Origin of the sequence: Nonomuraea sp. B19D2, assembly GCF_040137845.1 — a bacterium.
Taxonomy (GTDB): domain Bacteria; phylum Actinomycetota; class Actinomycetes; order Streptosporangiales; family Streptosporangiaceae; genus Nonomuraea.
Window position 1 is genome coordinate 12,606 of the sequence record NZ_JBEFAK010000083.1, and the last position, 14,458, is coordinate 27,063.

Here is a 14,458-nt window from a genome sequence, read left to right on the forward strand (position 1 = left end):
ACGGCTCGGCCTTGGCAGCGGGATCGACGCCTACCGGGCCGCGGGCAGGTTCAGCTCGGTGCTGTGCCGAGGTCAAGCGCCGGGGTGATCATCGCGAAAGCCTGGTTGACCAGCTCATCCAAGGCCTCAGTGCCGTCGCGGTCCACCCAGCGGCGCAGCCCGGTCTGGAACGCGGTGAGCGCCACACCGGCGGCAAGGGCAGGGCGCATGTCGGCGTCAGGATCCAGCCCGGTGCGGTGGGCGAGGATGCCGGCCATCTCGGCCTGCCACCGCGACAGCCGCTCCAGGAACCGGGCCAGCACGGCCGGCGTGTCCAGGATCAGCCTGCTCACGTGCAGTGTCTTGTCCGGATTGGTGACGCTCAGCGAAGTGATAACCGACAGCGCGTGGCGGAGCGCTACCGCGGGCGGTTCGTCGGCGGGCCGGGCGCGCAGTTCCGCGCACATCCGCGCACTGGGTCCCGACATCATGTGCACGACCACGTCTTCCTTGGACTGGAAGTAACGGGAGAACGTCCGGCGTGACAACCCCACGGCGGCCGCGATCTGGTCGACCGTCGTCTCCTCGAATCCCTGATCAGCCAGCAACGTCACCGCAGCCTCGGCCAGTTCGCCGCGTACGAGCTGACGCTTGCGCTCCGCGATGTCGGCCGTTGGGGCCGCGTTCATATCCACCACGACTCCGATGCTACCTTGCGCCGCAGTGGGCTCAGAAGGACGTATTTGACTCAATGTGTCATCGATGGCAGTCTGGGAAGCATGTCAGCGAGCAACAGGGCCCCGCATCCGTGTCCCGACCTGGCCGAGCAGACGTTCATCGACACGGAGGCAGGCGGCGTCGTCCTGGCGGTGCGCGAGGAGGCGAAGGGCCCCCGGGCCGTCGCGGACGGACTGGTGGACGTCCCGAGCGACAACGCGTGGACGCCGCCGCGCCATACAGGACCTGACCGGTGCCCGCACGTACGCACCGATGCGGTCCGACCGGCAGTCGAAGTTCGTCAACGCGGCGTCCGCGCCGGAACTCGGCGGCAGGGGCCGGCGGAGGCGAGCGGCAGCGAGGACGCGCGGGACTCCGGGCCCTCTGCCCGTCCCCAGGAAAAACACCAGGAGGCCCCCGCCGCGGAAGCGATCGTCCACCGCGAGTACGGCTCTGCGACCGATGTCCTGCGGCTCGAAAGAATCGACAAGCCGGTGCCGAAGGCCGGAGAAGTGCTGGTGCGGATCAACTCCGCGGCGGTGAACCCGCTCGGCACCCACAAGCTGCGCGCCGAGCCACCTGTACCCGCGCCCGGCCACCGGGCTGTGCCGCCGAGGAAGCCCACCCTCGGCGGCGACGTTGCCGGGCGGGTCGAGGCCGTCGGCTCGGGCGTCACCAGGTTCAAGCCGGGTGACGAGCGTGTACGGGTCGATCCGGCCCGGTGGGTTCGCCGAGTACGCGGCGGCCTCCGCGGACCTCCTGGTGCACAAGCCGGCGCACCTGTCTCTCGGCGCGGCGGCGGCCCTGCCCATCTCGGGATTGGCGGCGCTGACCGGACTTGGCAGCTGGCACCGAGAAGCCAGGGACGCGGATCAACGCGCCGATCTCGCCCGTTTCCTCCTCGACACGCTCGAGAAGAACACCTGGAACCGCAAGGCACCCCTCGTCTGGAACGCACGAGGCTGCCACTCCCCATGATCCACACCCCCGTCATGCACAACAGTTTTCGGAAATTGGGCGCGCCGTATATCGACGGCGACGCCGGAACGGAGTGACTGTGACAACAACTGAGACCCCCCGCACCGACATCGAGTTCAACAAGCGGCTGCGCGTCGTGTTCGACGACCTCCAGAAGGCGTTCGGGGACGTGGCGCTCAGGCACGGCATCACGTTTGACGAACTGGGCCGGGCCATCACCTACCTGACGAAGCTGGTCGAGTCAGGGGACTTCCTCCTGGCGGCGATCCAGCTCATCGGCGCTCGCCCGATGGAGGTCAGTCACGGCAGGGCCTACGCCGACCCGGAGAAGGACGGCGCCTCCACGTGGATGCCGACCGGACCCGCCTACGTGCCCGGGGCACCGGAGATCGAGAACCCCGGCGTGCTGCCGATGGCGCCCAACGAGCCGGGGGAGACCCTGATCGTCTCCGGCGTCGTACGGTCGACCTCGGGCAAGCCGCTGCCCGGCGCGGTGATCGATCTCTGGCAGACCACCGCCGACGGCAGGTATGCGGGTCTGACGCCCGAGCAGGCAGGCCCCCTGGAGGACCTCGACGTCGTCGACTTCGACCTGCCGAAGTACCACCTGCGCGGCAAGATCGTCACGGATGCCGAGGGCCGCTACGAGTACCGGACCGTCGTGCCGGGCGTGGAGCCCGCGGCGGTCCCGGGCAGCCCCCTCGACGACCTCCTGAACATGCTGGGACGGGCCAACTCGCGCGCCAGGCACATCCACGCGTACATCAGCCACGAGGACCATCACATGCTGACCCACCAGATCCACTTCGAGGGCGATCCGCTCGTCGACACGGTCAGCGAGGGTGCGATCGCGCGGGACTTGATCCACAAGACCGAACTGCACGACGATCCCGCCGAGTGGGCAGCACGCGGCCTGACCGCCCCATACCGGACCCTCACCTGCGACTACGTACTCCGCCCCATTGGCTTCGACGAGGTGAAGGACCCGTACCTCCTCGAGGGCTTCTGGAAGCAGTGACCCGCAGCGGCCCGCCGCACCGGCGGTCCGACCGCGGATGTGTCCCCGGGGAATCACTTGATGCGACTGTGAACCACCCGGTGTGGGCGGCGCCGTCAGGCGCCGCCCACAGTCTTGGAACCGGCGGCGCCTCAGCTCAGGCCTGATCCGCTGACATCTCCAGACGGGACGCGCCCGCGGAAAGGCCATCGTCAGGGTCACCGAGGCCCCCTGAGCGCCCCGCAGCGTGGCGCCTGCCCACCGCCCACCCAGCCATCGCAACTACCCGATTTTATAAAGGACTTGGAGGTCCCTTTCGATGCGAGCAGTGACCTATCACGAGTACGGCGACCCATCGGTGCTGAGGGTCGAGGACGTGCCCGAGCCGCACGCCGGTCCGGGCGAGGTCCGGATCCGGGTCGAGGCCGCCAGTGTCAACCCGATCGACTCCAAGCTCCGGGCCGGGTACCTGAAGGAGATGCTGCCGCTGCAGTTCCCGAAGATCCCGGGCCGGGACGGAGCCGGAGTGGTGGACGAGGTCGGTGACGGCGTGACCAGTGTCACCGTCGGCGACCGGGTGTTCGGGAACTCGAGCGTGGGGACCACGGCCGAGTACGCGGTGCTCTATGAATGGGCGCCGGTACCGGACGCGTGGACGATGGAGCAGGCCGCAGCCGTGGGAGTGGCGGCCGAGACGACAGTCCGCGTGCTGAACGAGATGAAGGTCGGTGCGGGCAGCACGCTGCTGGTTGAGGGCGCCTCCGGCGGCGTCGGCAGCGCCATGGTCCAGTTCGCCGTCGCACGCGGGGCCACCGTGATCGGCACCGCCAGCCAGGGCAACCAGGAGTATCTGCGCTCGCTCGGTGCCACGCCGACGACCTACGGGCCCGGGCTGGCGGACCGCGTGAGCACGCTCGCTCCCGGCGGTGTGGACGTCGTCGTCGACGTGGCGGGCGCTGGTTCCCTGCCGGACCTCGTCAAGATCGCGCCCGCTCCCGCAGCCGTCGTCTCCATCGCCGACCCCACCGCCCCCGAACACGGCGCCCGTCTCTCCCTCGCCCCCGACGTTGCTACGCCGGCTTCTCTGGTGGAGGCCGCGGGCCTGGGGGCGGCCGGGGCGTACGTCCCCCACATCGAAGCCACGTACCTCCTCGACCAGATCGCCCAGGCCCACGCCCGCAGCCAGGCCGGCCATGCCCGCGGCAAGCTCGTCATCAAGATCTGAGCAGGTTGGACGGCCCAAGGCTGACTGTCCGTCCGCCCCGATGCCGAACTTCCATACGTCACCCGTCCCTTAGAGGCAGGTAGAGGCAGGCACCGAGCTGCCGCCCGGTCCACGGAGGTCATTCTTTCCCAGACGGGACCGCCTTGAGCGGAGGCGGCCCCACCGCGCCGATCGTCGCGGGGGCGGGATCGGCGCCGGCTTCTGGGCCCGGCAGCGGACCACCCCCAGTCCCTCGCCGGGCCCAGGACGCTCCCCGCCTGCCGCATCCGCTGTGCAGCATTTCTGCCATTCCCTTGCGAAGTCCCGAAGGGGGACCCCTATGTCCGAAACAACCCTCAAGCCTCCCGGCGTCACCGACGCCAACCGCTGGCGAGCCCTCGTTTTCATCGCGCTCGCCCAGCTCATGGTCATCCTCGACGTCACCATCGTGAACATCGCCCTGCCCTCCGCCCAGCAGGACCTGGGCATCTCCGACGGCAACCGGCAGTGGGTCATCACGGCCTACGCTCTCGCCTTCGGCGGTCTGCTCCTGTTCGGCGGCCGGATCTCCGACCTGTGGGGCCGCAAACGCGCCTTCGTCGTCGGTCTGATCGGGTTCGGCGCGGCCTCCGCACTGGGGGGCGCCGCCACCAACGAGGCCATGATGTTCAGTTCCCGCGCATTGCAGGGGGTGTTCGGCGCGATACTCGCCCCCGCCGCGCTGTCCCTGGTCTCCGTGATGTTCACGGACGCCAAGGAGCGCGCCAGGGCGTTCGGCATCTACGGTGCGATCTCCGGAGCCGGAGGCGCCGTCGGCCTCATCCTCGGCGGCGTGCTCACCGAGTCCCTGAACTGGCGCTGGACCTTCTACGTCAACATCCCCTTCGCCGCGATCGCCGCAGTCGGCGCCTGGTTCGTGGTCCGTGAGCCGGAGGGCGGCCGCAACCGCAACCCGCTCGACATCCCCGGCGTACTCCTGTCCGCCACCGGCCTGGTCGCCCTCGTCTACGGCTTCACCCGCGCTGAGTCCGACGGCTGGACGGACCCCCTCACCCTGGGTCTGTTCGCGGCCTCGGCCGTCCTGCTGCTCGCCTTCGCCGTCACCGAGTCCCGGGTCAAGGCCCCGCTCCTGCCCTTGCGGGTGGTCACCGAACGCAGCCGCGGCGGCGCCTATCTCTCCCTGGGGCTCGCGAACATCGCGATCTACGGCGTGTCCCTCTTCCTCACCTACTACCTGCAGGTCGTCAAGGGGTTCTCGCCGGTCGAGACCGGCTTCGCCTTCCTGCCGTTGGTGGTGGGGGTGATGACCGGCACGACCCAGATCGGCGTCCGCCTGATGACCCGCGTTCCGACGCGGCTGCTGATGGGCCCAGGCTTTCTGATCGCCGCCGTCGGCTTGTTCCTGCTGACCCGGATTGAGGTCGACTCCTCCTACGCCGCTCTTCTCCTGCCGGCCGAGCTGATCATAGGCATCGGCCTGGGCACCGGGTTCGTGCCCGGCAACTCCGTGGCCACGCAAGGGGTGGAGCCGCGGGACGCGGGTGTCGCCTCCGCCATGGTCAACACCTCGCAGCAGCTGGGCGGCGCGATCGGCACGGCCCTGCTCAACACGATCGCCGCCTCCGCCATGACCTCCTACATCCAGGACCACATCACCACGGCCACGACGAAGTCGCAGCAGCAACTGGTACAGCTCCAGGGCATGGTGCACGGCTATGCCAACGCCGCCTGGGTCGCCGCAGGCATCGTGGCTGCCGCCGGCGCCATAGCGCTGGCCCTGATCAACGCGGGCCGCGCGTCGACCGATACGAGCACGGGCGAGGCACTCGAAACCCAGACGCAGGTGATCATGCACTGACGCAGGCGGCCCTCACCTCCCGAGCCTGGTACCAGGCCGACTCCCGCCGCCGTCGGCATCGCACGGGACCGGTGCCGATTAAGGGCCGCACGCATCGTGATCTGACTGGACACGGCGCCTTGCCCACCGCCTCTCCCCGCGCATAGCTGCGTGCCCGGGCCGCCGACACGACGGCCCATGTCCCCGAAAGGTTCATGATGGACAGACGAGCACTCCTGACCGCCGGCGGTGCTGCCGCCGGACTGGCACTTTTCGGTTCCGCTTCGGCAGCCGGGGCCGCACCGGCGACAACACCGTCCAAGCCAACCGAACGCCGCGCCGGTGTCTACCCGGATGTCGTGGACACCAGCCATGCCTCACAGCAGGCGGCGGCCTTCTTCCGCAGCTACTTCACGGCCAAGAGCCTGCACTACCCCGACGCCTTCATGGAGCACTTCCTCCGGTCCCAAGTCGGCTACTACGACGCCGCTCTCGGCGGCAGCGTCGTCATGACCGACTGGACCACCATGAAAGAAGCGCTCACCCAGGCCATGAGCAGCTGGGGAGCTGGCGCGCTGTCGTACCGTGGTTTCTTTCCTTCTTCTGGGTCCCTCGCCGGGGCACCGGGTCCGACCAGCATAAAAGCGCCCCTGACCAGCGGGAACGCTAATCAAGGGCTTCTTGATGTGTCCGGTGCTGTACGACTGTCACCGATCGATTGCGACTGATCCTTCCCAATGCCTTCCCACGGCAGCGGGAGAGGGAGCAGCGCGTGGCGCGACAGGAACGGCGATGCTACGTGGAATGCACTACTCGGCAGAGCGCTGCCTGTTCCGCGTCCATCTGTATGGATGCCGTCTTCCGCCGACGCCAGGTTATGGACGTGGATGTGAGTCCCAGCAGGAGCACACTGCGAGCGGTGCCGATCATGCGCGGATCCACGGTCTTCCTGCTAGCGACTGCAGCCCCTGAGCACATCTAGGTCTTTCGAACCACTCGCCACTCTGAGCTCAGAAGCCACATATGTCACTTACCGACTAGCGCTCCGTCGCTGTGCTAGATAAAGTCCCGCCAGTATCAGGCATGCAGCAATCGGGGGCGTCCTGCCCTATCCCACTATGACAGTGTGACCAGCAGGGCTTAGATGGTGCGGCGATGCCGGAACGATGCACTTCCGGACATGGGGGCACGCTTGTCACCTAACGCGACCGACGATCAGCTGCTGCGAGAACTTGGAGATCGTATTAGCGATCTTGTATCTCGCGTTCTTGATCAGCCCGAGTTCACAGAAGCCACGCAACGAAGCAAGCTGAAAGTGAGCCAGCTGGCGGGGGAGGCTACTACCACCGCGCTGGCTTCGATGTCAGCGACCAACGTCGAGATTGCGGCAATTCGTGAAGCCGACGCTGCGATCGCGCAACATGAGATATCTGGCCGCACGCAATTCGCTAGAGTCGCTAAGTACGCTCTGCCGATCAGCCTGATTTTCGGTGCTGCCGCCTTCGCCATAACCGCTGCCTACGTCACCTATCTGGCTTACTCCTGGAACACCCTCCTGCAACTTTTTGGAGCAGCTCAGACGATAACCGGAGTAAGCGTTGTCAGCTTGCTTGTGCTATTCATCGTCTCCTTCCTACTGCATCTAGCAGCATCCGTATTAGGCATTCAGAGCGACACCCCCGGTTTATTTACGAGCAGATTCACAACTGGCACGTTTATTGGGGCTTTGTGTCTTATCTGTTCAGCGGCTGCGCCTATCAGCTTGATATGGCTATCGACAACTGACGCGGCAGGATTGAGTGTCGCCGCCGCGGGTGGATTGTTCACTTTCCTGGTACTACTCTTTGGGTACTCGGTCCTGTACCTCCGCTACGGCGCATGGTACGAGTCGGGTTTTGCAGCCTTCAAGTTCTACACCCCTCTACACCGACAAGTCATCGCCCAAGTCGGCGGCATACCACCGGGATTTGCCGCCTTGGGCAGTCTGTCAACCGCCCTCGTCGGATGGCACAAGTCTTTTACACGCTTCGGCAAGGGAGTATCGCGAGCCTGGTCTTCAAAGCAACCTAAGATTGGTCACGCTTATGATGATGTATGGCTAGCCCGAAAGTGGGAGCTTGATGAGGCTCGGTTCGGCGCCATAGCAACGTGGGACGACGCGATGATGGACCGTGTCATAGCTCCCGACTTGCGAGCAAGGATCAACCAGCTGATAGCGCCGGGTTTCTCTCTAGCCTCGAAGCCGCATGATGCGCCGGGGCTCCGTCAAATGCGAGCCCAGGAGTATGTGGTTCCTGTAACGGTCTTCAAAGAATTCAAAAGACTGTTGGACCGTATCGATGGAGGGGCCATCGGCATCGCAGGGCCTCGTGGATCAGGAAAAACTACACTTCTTGAGGCTCAGCGTTCAGGCCTTTTCCTGGAGGCAGGAGTAAGCCCACCTATCTCCATCATGGAGAGCGTGCCCGTCGAATATGAAGCTCGCGAGTTCGCCCTCCATCTATACGGACGCCTGTGTCGAGCGGTTATCGAATACGCAGATCGCAAACAACCAGCGAGGGCCAACGCTGATAGCTCTTATCTGCTTCCAAAGACTTTTCAGCGCCTTACGACGTGGAGTCCCCTCATTTTGGGCATCGGCTTCGCCGCCACCTGGCTCCTTCAAAGCAATTCGAGCCTACTGGCCGAAACGGCCCAGTTCTTCACTGGTGTGCGCGACGTCGTTATGCCGTTTATCGCGGCAAATTGGCTCGCCTTCGCCGGAAGTTGCCTGATCGCCGCTACGATAGTCTACGCCTTGCGCGACCGCCATAGAGCACAGACAGCGAGCCTGCGAGTAAACAACAGTCGCGTTGAAGACATCGCATCACTGCGTAGATTCGCCGAATCCAAGCTAGACGAAGTGACATTCCAGCAGAAATACACATCTGGCTGGTCGGGGAAACTCAAACTGCCACTCGGCGCAGAAGCGAGCAGAACACGGAGTGTCGAGTGGGCCAAGCAAGGAAAAACTTATCCAGAGATTTTGCATGACTTTCGGGAGTTCGTGACAACAGCGTTGGCGGTGCTCAAAGCTGTGCCGAATCTGCCTGCTACGTCGATCGTAATCGTGATCGATGAGCTCGACAAGATTCCATCAATCGACAAGGCGCAACAATTCACCGATGAGATCAAAGGTCTTTTTGTCACCGAAGCTCCGGGCTGCCTGTTTCTCGTTTCCGTCTCCAACGAGGCGTTAGCCGCCTTCGAACAGCGCGGGCTACCCGTTCGAGATGCCTTTGACAGCGCATTCGATGCGGTCGTGCGCATCCGCTACCTCAATCTGACAGATACCATGGCGCTACTTCGTGGGCGAGTGGTTGGCCTGAGTGACGTGCTGCTTTGCCTGTGCTACTGCATGGCCGGCGGCCTGCCTCGGGAGCTGATTCGAATTGCCCGAGAGATCGTTGATCTTACAGACCGTGGCATCGTCCAAATCGACGAGATTGCCAAAGAACTACTTACAGCTGACCTCAGCGCAAAGATAAGTGGCGCGCGGAGTGTTATATCGCGGAACTCGGAGTGCGAGCCTTGGACGAGCGCTCTCCTCCAACGCCTGTCCTCGCGCTCTATTGGTGACTTCGAGACTGATGCGATGCTCAGCCTCGTATCGAACCCTCCTGTGCTTTCAGAGGACGAGCGCCCTGAGCTTCAGACGCTGTCACGCATCCAAACTAGCTCAATTGGCTACATCTATTACTGCGCAACCTTGAAGGAAGTCTTCAGTAGCACGCTTGACGAGAACTCCTTCCAAGAAGCGTTGAAGAGCGGTACCGCTAGTTCCTTCGAGAACCTAGCTGTCGCTCGTCAGATGTTCGCCGAGAGCGCAAGGTTAGCGTGGCTATCGGTTAGCTCGTTCAGGACAGCATGGGGCCTAAAAGTGATCGACCCTCCAGGCCATACAGGAGACTGATTCGCACCTCTCCGCCCTGATGCCATCAGCCGGGATATGGCTAGATGACCAAGGCGTATGGCCTGCCATGTCTCGAACTCACGCTGGGGAGCCCTATCCGCTTGTCGGGCTCCCCGAAGACCACACCACTACTCGGCGAGCGCGTCGGCGATTCTTCTCATGGCAGCCTGGTCTTGACCGATGATGCATTTGGCGTAGATGCGTAGGAGCACGTCAACGCTGTGACCGGCCCATTCAGCTACCTGAGGTGCGGGGACTCCGGCGTTGAGCCACGTGGAAACGCAGGCGTGGCGGAGGTCGTACGGGCGGGCGGCCAGTGGTGAGGCGATCTCCTTTTCTGTGAGGGCGGTCTTGCGGGCGGCTTTCCAGGCGCGGCGGTAGGTGATGAACGGTAGGTCGTCGGCCTTGACGCCGTAGAAGAGGCGGCCCTGTAGCCCTTCGTCGAACTCAGCGAGGTGGGCTCGCAGGATGCGTACCAGAGGTGGTGGGATGGGGACGGTTCGGCTGTGGCCGGCGGCCCGGTGTTTGAGGGCGCGTTCCTCTCTCGCCTGCCCGGTGTCTGTCCAGTCGCGGCCGGAGTATGGGGCGGCCTTGAGGAGGTGTAGTTCTCCCCAGCCGTCGGCTGGCTCTTCCATCTGGCCGGTCTCTGCGTTCTTGTGCAGGGGTGGGAGGGTGATGTTGTCGCGGCGTAGGTTGATGGCCTCCTCGGGGCGTAGGGCGGCGTAGTACATGAGGGCGAAGAACGCCGCCAGGCGTTCGCCGCTTGGCTTTTGGGCGGCCACGGCGGCGAGGAGTGCCTTGGCCTGGGTGTGGTTGACGACGCTGCGGCGGTCCACCTCGTAGGCGTTGGCCGGTGGCTTCCACTTCAGGGTCTTGAGTGGGTTGGCAGGCAGGAGTTTGAGTTCTACGGCGTAGTCGAGGGCGTTGGACAGGAGCATGCGGTGTTTGCGGACGGTGCTAGGTGCGGCGCGGGTGCCGTCCAGGAGGGACGTGGCGGAGTCCAGGAGGTCGCGGACGAGGCCGGCATCGTCGGTGAGTGCGGAGATGGGTTTGGTGTTGTCGGCCAGCCAGCGCAGCGCGGCGGCGGCCTCCTCGGGTGCCTGCCGACGTTGCTTGGTGTTGAAGCCCCAGCGGTGCATGGCCGAGCGGAGGGCGCGGTCGTCTGGCTTGCCGCGCGTGGTGGTGTACATGGCGGGTGTGGCGGCGGTGAGGGCTCGGGCAATGTCCTGGCGGTACTTGGCGGCGGCGTTCTTCCACTTCATGTCGGCGAACTTGCAGGCGAAGTCGTACCAGCTCATCTCTGGGCGGTCGGTGCGTCCCCAGGAGACGGGCTCGCCGGTGAGGGTGCTGAAGGCTTCGCCGCTGCGGGCGGCGGTGAGCAGGGCGCCTCGGAAGGTGTCCGCCTGGGCGGCGTTCTTGAAGGAGCGCTTCCAGGTCTTCGTGGTGGTCTGCCAGGCCACCCGGTAGGAGGTGACCTTGCCGTCCTTGTTCTTGCGGACCTCGATCGCGTAGACGCGGACGTTGTAGCTGATGTCCTTCATCAGGCGGCGTCCTCCATCGTGGCGAGCCAGCGGTCCAGGTCGGTGCGGCGGATGCGGAGGTCGCCGTTCGGGAGCTTCAGGCAGCGCGGAGCGCGGCCCTTGGCTCGCCAGTCGTAGAAGGTCGAGCGGGAGATCTGAAGTTCGGCGCAGAGATCGGCGAGGGTGAGCATGCCTCGCTGGTACAGGCCGGTGGCCAAGTGCGGCTCCTTGCGGATCAAAGGTGGTTGGATGTTCGGCCCCGTGCTTGGTGGCTGTGGGCCGGGTGTTGATCAGGACGAAGAAAGAAGAAAGAACAAGCCGGTACGTGCTGAAGCCGGTCTGGTGGTGATCGGCTTTGTTCGTGGCCGACGAAAGAAGGGCGGTCCTCCGGCGACGGCGTCGCCGCTGCTGTGCGAGTCATGAGGGGTTGTTTCTTCTTTCTTCGTCAGAGGTGGTGCGGCGGTAGTGGATCGATGGGCGGCCCCCGGTGGGCGTGGTGAAGGTCTCGTACTGGCCGGTGGCGGTCAGGCTGGTCAGCAACTCGTCGAGGGTCTGCTTGGGCACGTTGCGCGAGAACAAAGCGCTGATCTCCGAGCGGGTCAGGCCGGTGTCTGCGGCCTGGTCGAGGGCGCGGCGGATGCGGTCGATCTTTGGGTCTCGCATCTGCTTGTCCAGGACGAATACGGCTGAGGCGATCGAGTAGCGGACCAATGCGGCGGCGGCCCCCAGGTCGGCGGTGGTGATGTGGACGCGGGCGTCGAGGGCGGCGTACAGGGCAGCGATGCGCAGGCAGTAAGGGGCGGAGCGGCGGGTGAACTCGGTCCAGGCGTGGTCTTCGTCGTCGGCGGCGGTGAACTCCTCGTACAGCTCGGTCGACCACAGCGCGCGGGCGGCGTCGTCCAGGGCGATGCGCTTGACTTGGCGGGCGGCCTTGATCGCGTCGTGGAGTCTGCCGCTGAGGCTCGCGAGGAGGTTGGGTGCGACGCCTTCTGGGATGGGCAGGCGCTTGGAGCGCTCGACGTAGATGGGCAGGAAGCGGTTGTAGGAGCCGCCGGCCATGTCGGCCTCGGCCAGCCGCATGCGGAACTCTTTGGGCGTGATGTGGCCGATGATCGCGATGTGCGGGTTCGATGCCCGGTAGGCGTTGCGGGTCAGGACCGCCAGGGTCCGGCCGTCCCACGCCTGGCGCAGCATCGTGCCGAGGGTGGAGCCCTCGCGTTTGGCGCGGGCCATGACGGTGGAGAACTCCGGCTCGGTGACCGACAGCCGCTTGTCCATCGTGCCGCCGGGGTCGTCCGGGCTGTCGGGGTCGCGGATGCGCTCGATCAGCCCCTCGCCGGATGACAGGCCGGTGACGCAGAGGTCGCTGTAGCCGATGCCGGCGTTGTGAAGGAAGATCTCGGCGGTATCGGTGGCCTGGCCCTTGCGGCCGGAGCCGGTGCGGCCGAAGAGCAGCGGCCAGATCAGCAATGGGTGGCGGGTGTTGCCGATCTGGACAAACGGGCCGGGACCAATGACCGCGCCACAGGCGGCCAGGGCAGAGACCAGGACGCCCACGGGGTCGGCCTCAGTGGACGGGTCGGCAGCCCTCACCAGTTCGCCGATCAGGCCGTTGAACATGGCCGGGTCAGCAGCGGGCGGGGGTACCGGCAGGCCGATACTCAGGTCGCCCGAGAGGTCACGGTGCAGGCGGCTGATGGTGGCATGGGCGTCGAGCTTCTCCAGGATGGTGTTGGCGTCACGTGGGTTGGTCATGCGGTCCCCCGGCGTGGGCGGCGAGCTCCGGACGTGAGACCGGAGCGGATGGTGGCGGCGGCCTCTCGGGGGGATAGGTCGATGGCTCGGGCGGCGGTGTGCAGGGCGTCGTCGGCCAGCCGGTACGGCAGCAGACCGGAAGTCACGAGTTGCCCCAGGGCGAATGCGGCAGAGTTCAGGGTGTGGTTGCGGGTGCCTGGCGTGGCGTCGAGCACGCGCTGTACTTCGTTGCGCAGCCCGGCCAGCGCGTAGCCAGTGGATCGGCCGCCGAGCGCGGCCAGCACGTCATGTGCGGAGACGTGGACCGCAGGCCGGTCGTGATCCGCTGGTGCGAGTCGTGCTGCCAGCCATTCCGGCAGCGGCGCGGGCTCGGCGTCGTGGATCGTGTCGTACGTCCCAGTGCCGTCCGGAAGGTCGACGAAGCTGCCCGGAGCGACGACGTACCCGCCTCGGGCGCGGGTGTCGATCAGCCAGCCCAGCCCTTGTCCCTTGGCGCCAGAGGTGTTTCCGAGCGTCAACCCTTCGGGGGCCGTGAAGTACAGATGGGTTCCGCCGCGCCGAGTCCGGACCTGGAAAGTCTCCAATGGCAACGGCTCCCCCGCCTCCTCGCACAGGAGAGCCAGGACGTCGGCCCCGTCCTTGACGCCCGGCTGGTCCCACGGCGGTGGTGGCTGGCCATCGTCCTTCGGGGTGTCCAGGTCGATGACGACGAGGTTGGAGGGTCCGGTGGCGATGCCGATGTTGCAGGCCGAACTGCTCCAGAACCGCCGGATGACGTCGCGGTCGGTCGTGTGGTGCTCCTTCCACTTCCAGCCCTTGAGCGGCACCTTGTCCCCCGGCGTGAGCGGGAAGACGTGCCAGCCGCGAGCGACGGCGGCCAGTGCGTAGGACAGGGTGTAGCGGGATCGATCGGGTGTCATGCTGGTGGCAGCTCCTTGCATTGGCCTCGTGGGGCCGGTGGTCGGTTGTGGCGTGGGTCCCGGCGTCGTGCGTGGTGGCTGTGCGCCGGGGCCGTCGCTCATCGGCCGTCGTGGTGCAGACGACGGACGTAGTTCCAGAGGTGGCGGCCGAGGCGCAGGCGCAGGCCGGTGCTGTCGCAGCGGCGGCAGTAGCGGGAGCCTCGGAGGAGGCGGTGCGGGATGCGGCCTTTGCCCTTGCACTTTCGGCAGCGTCCGAACGGGCTCAGGTAGCACGTTGAGGCGTAACAGAGTGTGCTTATGACCGTGGTGATAGCGGCGAGTGCGACAGGGTGCACGACAGCCTCCAGTGCCGGTTTCAGGGCGTGGTCGAGGAGGGCCGCTAGCGCGCTAACGGCCTGGCCGGGGCTTATTTCTGGCGCTAGCGGGGGTGCTAGCGCTAGCAGGGTCGGCTACTAGCGCTAGCAGCCCCTTACGGGTTGTTGAACGACTTTGAAGATGCCGATGTAGTGGGCGGAGTACGGCATCCTGTCTGCCGACAAGATCGGATGCATGCTCCGGGGAGCCGGGGAGTTCGTCGGCGGCGGCACCTTGCCGACGGA

12 protein-coding genes and 1 pseudogene are annotated in these 14,458 nt (G+C 65.7%); 8 read left to right on the forward strand and 5 right to left on the reverse strand.

Translation table 11 applies throughout. The annotated features are described in order from the left end of the window. Positions 1 to 50: 50 nt before the first annotated feature. On the reverse strand, positions 51 to 668 hold the full coding sequence (locus ABN273_RS56715) for an acyl-CoA-like ligand-binding transcription factor (RefSeq protein ID WP_349458100.1): 618 nt from the start codon (positions 666 to 668) through the stop codon (positions 51 to 53). Positions 669 to 758: 90 nt separating this feature from the next. On the opposite strand from ABN273_RS56715, the pseudogene ABN273_RS60135 reads away from it, so the two are divergent. The 7 genes and pseudogenes from ABN273_RS60135 to ABN273_RS56745 form a co-directional block, all read left to right on the forward strand. Further along, positions 759 to 1,349, forward strand: a pseudogene (locus tag ABN273_RS60135) (hypothetical protein); the annotation flags it as partial. Between the two features lie 37 nt (positions 1,350 to 1,386). After that, positions 1,387 to 1,674 (forward strand): hypothetical protein, encoded by a 288-nt coding sequence (locus tag ABN273_RS56720; RefSeq protein ID WP_349458089.1) that lies wholly within the window; start codon positions 1,387 to 1,389, stop codon positions 1,672 to 1,674. Positions 1,675 to 1,753: 79 nt separating this feature from the next. Beyond that, complete coding sequence (locus ABN273_RS56725) at positions 1,754 to 2,692, forward strand: dioxygenase family protein (RefSeq protein ID WP_349458090.1); 939 nt, start codon at positions 1,754 to 1,756, stop codon at positions 2,690 to 2,692. Between the two features lie 298 nt (positions 2,693 to 2,990). Further along, positions 2,991 to 3,896: an NADP-dependent oxidoreductase gene (locus ABN273_RS56730; RefSeq protein ID WP_349458091.1), complete on the forward strand. Its 906-nt coding sequence runs from the start codon at positions 2,991 to 2,993 to the stop codon at positions 3,894 to 3,896. A 319-nt stretch (positions 3,897 to 4,215) separates the two neighbouring features. Beyond that, positions 4,216 to 5,733 (forward strand): MFS transporter, encoded by a 1,518-nt coding sequence (locus ABN273_RS56735; RefSeq protein ID WP_349458092.1) that lies wholly within the window; start codon positions 4,216 to 4,218, stop codon positions 5,731 to 5,733. Between the two features lie 194 nt (positions 5,734 to 5,927). Further along, complete coding sequence (locus tag ABN273_RS56740) at positions 5,928 to 6,440, forward strand: hypothetical protein (protein WP_349458093.1); 513 nt, start codon at positions 5,928 to 5,930, stop codon at positions 6,438 to 6,440. Positions 6,441 to 6,892: 452 nt separating this feature from the next. Continuing rightward, positions 6,893 to 9,664 carry a hypothetical protein gene (locus ABN273_RS56745; RefSeq protein WP_349458094.1) on the forward strand — a complete coding sequence of 924 codons (2,772 nt, stop codon included), beginning with the start codon at positions 6,893 to 6,895 and terminating at the stop codon, positions 9,662 to 9,664. A 128-nt stretch (positions 9,665 to 9,792) separates the two neighbouring features. On the opposite strand, the gene ABN273_RS56750 is transcribed toward ABN273_RS56745, so the two are convergent. Together ABN273_RS56750 and ABN273_RS56755 are read right to left on the reverse strand one after the other, a co-directional pair. Next, the gene (locus ABN273_RS56750) at positions 9,793 to 11,205 is read right to left on the reverse strand and encodes a tyrosine-type recombinase/integrase (RefSeq protein ID WP_349458095.1); all 1,413 of its coding nucleotides are present in this window, start codon (positions 11,203 to 11,205) and stop codon (positions 9,793 to 9,795) included. Further along, positions 11,205 to 11,402 carry a helix-turn-helix transcriptional regulator gene (locus ABN273_RS56755; protein ID WP_349458096.1) on the reverse strand — a complete coding sequence of 66 codons (198 nt, stop codon included), beginning with the start codon at positions 11,400 to 11,402 and terminating at the stop codon, positions 11,205 to 11,207. Before ABN273_RS56755 ends, ABN273_RS56750 begins: the two co-directional genes overlap by 1 nt. A gap of 31 nt (positions 11,403 to 11,433) precedes the next feature. On the opposite strand from ABN273_RS56755, the gene ABN273_RS56760 reads away from it, so the two are divergent. Continuing rightward, complete coding sequence (locus tag ABN273_RS56760; RefSeq protein ID WP_349458097.1) at positions 11,434 to 11,607, forward strand: hypothetical protein; 174 nt, start codon at positions 11,434 to 11,436, stop codon at positions 11,605 to 11,607. Here the strand turns inward: ABN273_RS56760 and ABN273_RS56765 are convergent. Continuing rightward, a complete protein-coding gene (locus ABN273_RS56765) occupies positions 11,602 to 12,939 on the reverse strand; it encodes a YfjI family protein (protein WP_349458098.1) in 1,338 nt (445 codons plus the stop codon). The two genes, ABN273_RS56760 and ABN273_RS56765, sit on opposite strands and share 6 nt — an antisense overlap. Then, complete coding sequence (locus tag ABN273_RS56770) at positions 12,936 to 13,859, reverse strand: bifunctional DNA primase/polymerase (RefSeq protein ID WP_349458099.1); 924 nt, start codon at positions 13,857 to 13,859, stop codon at positions 12,936 to 12,938. The genes ABN273_RS56765 and ABN273_RS56770 overlap by 4 nt, the downstream gene beginning before the upstream one ends. Positions 13,860 to 14,458: the final 599 nt, after the last annotated feature.

Coding starts and splice junctions, on each gene's coding strand:
- ABN273_RS56760 (WP_349458097.1), top strand. CDS start 11,434: ATGTTCGGCCCCGTGCTTGGTGGCTGTGGGCCGGGTGTTGATCAGGAC.
- ABN273_RS56745 (WP_349458094.1), top strand. CDS start 6,893: ATGGGGGCACGCTTGTCACCTAACGCGACCGACGATCAGCTGCTGCGA.
- ABN273_RS56770 (WP_349458099.1), bottom strand. CDS start 13,859: ATGACACCCGATCGATCCCGCTACACCCTGTCCTACGCACTGGCCGCC.
- ABN273_RS56740 (WP_349458093.1), top strand. CDS start 5,928: ATGATGGACAGACGAGCACTCCTGACCGCCGGCGGTGCTGCCGCCGGA.
- ABN273_RS56715 (WP_349458100.1), bottom strand. CDS start 668: ATGAACGCGGCCCCAACGGCCGACATCGCGGAGCGCAAGCGTCAGCTC.
- ABN273_RS56730 (WP_349458091.1), top strand. CDS start 2,991: ATGCGAGCAGTGACCTATCACGAGTACGGCGACCCATCGGTGCTGAGG.
- ABN273_RS56735 (WP_349458092.1), top strand. CDS start 4,216: ATGTCCGAAACAACCCTCAAGCCTCCCGGCGTCACCGACGCCAACCGC.
- ABN273_RS56765 (WP_349458098.1), bottom strand. CDS start 12,939: ATGACCAACCCACGTGACGCCAACACCATCCTGGAGAAGCTCGACGCC.
- ABN273_RS56750 (WP_349458095.1), bottom strand. CDS start 11,205: ATGAAGGACATCAGCTACAACGTCCGCGTCTACGCGATCGAGGTCCGC.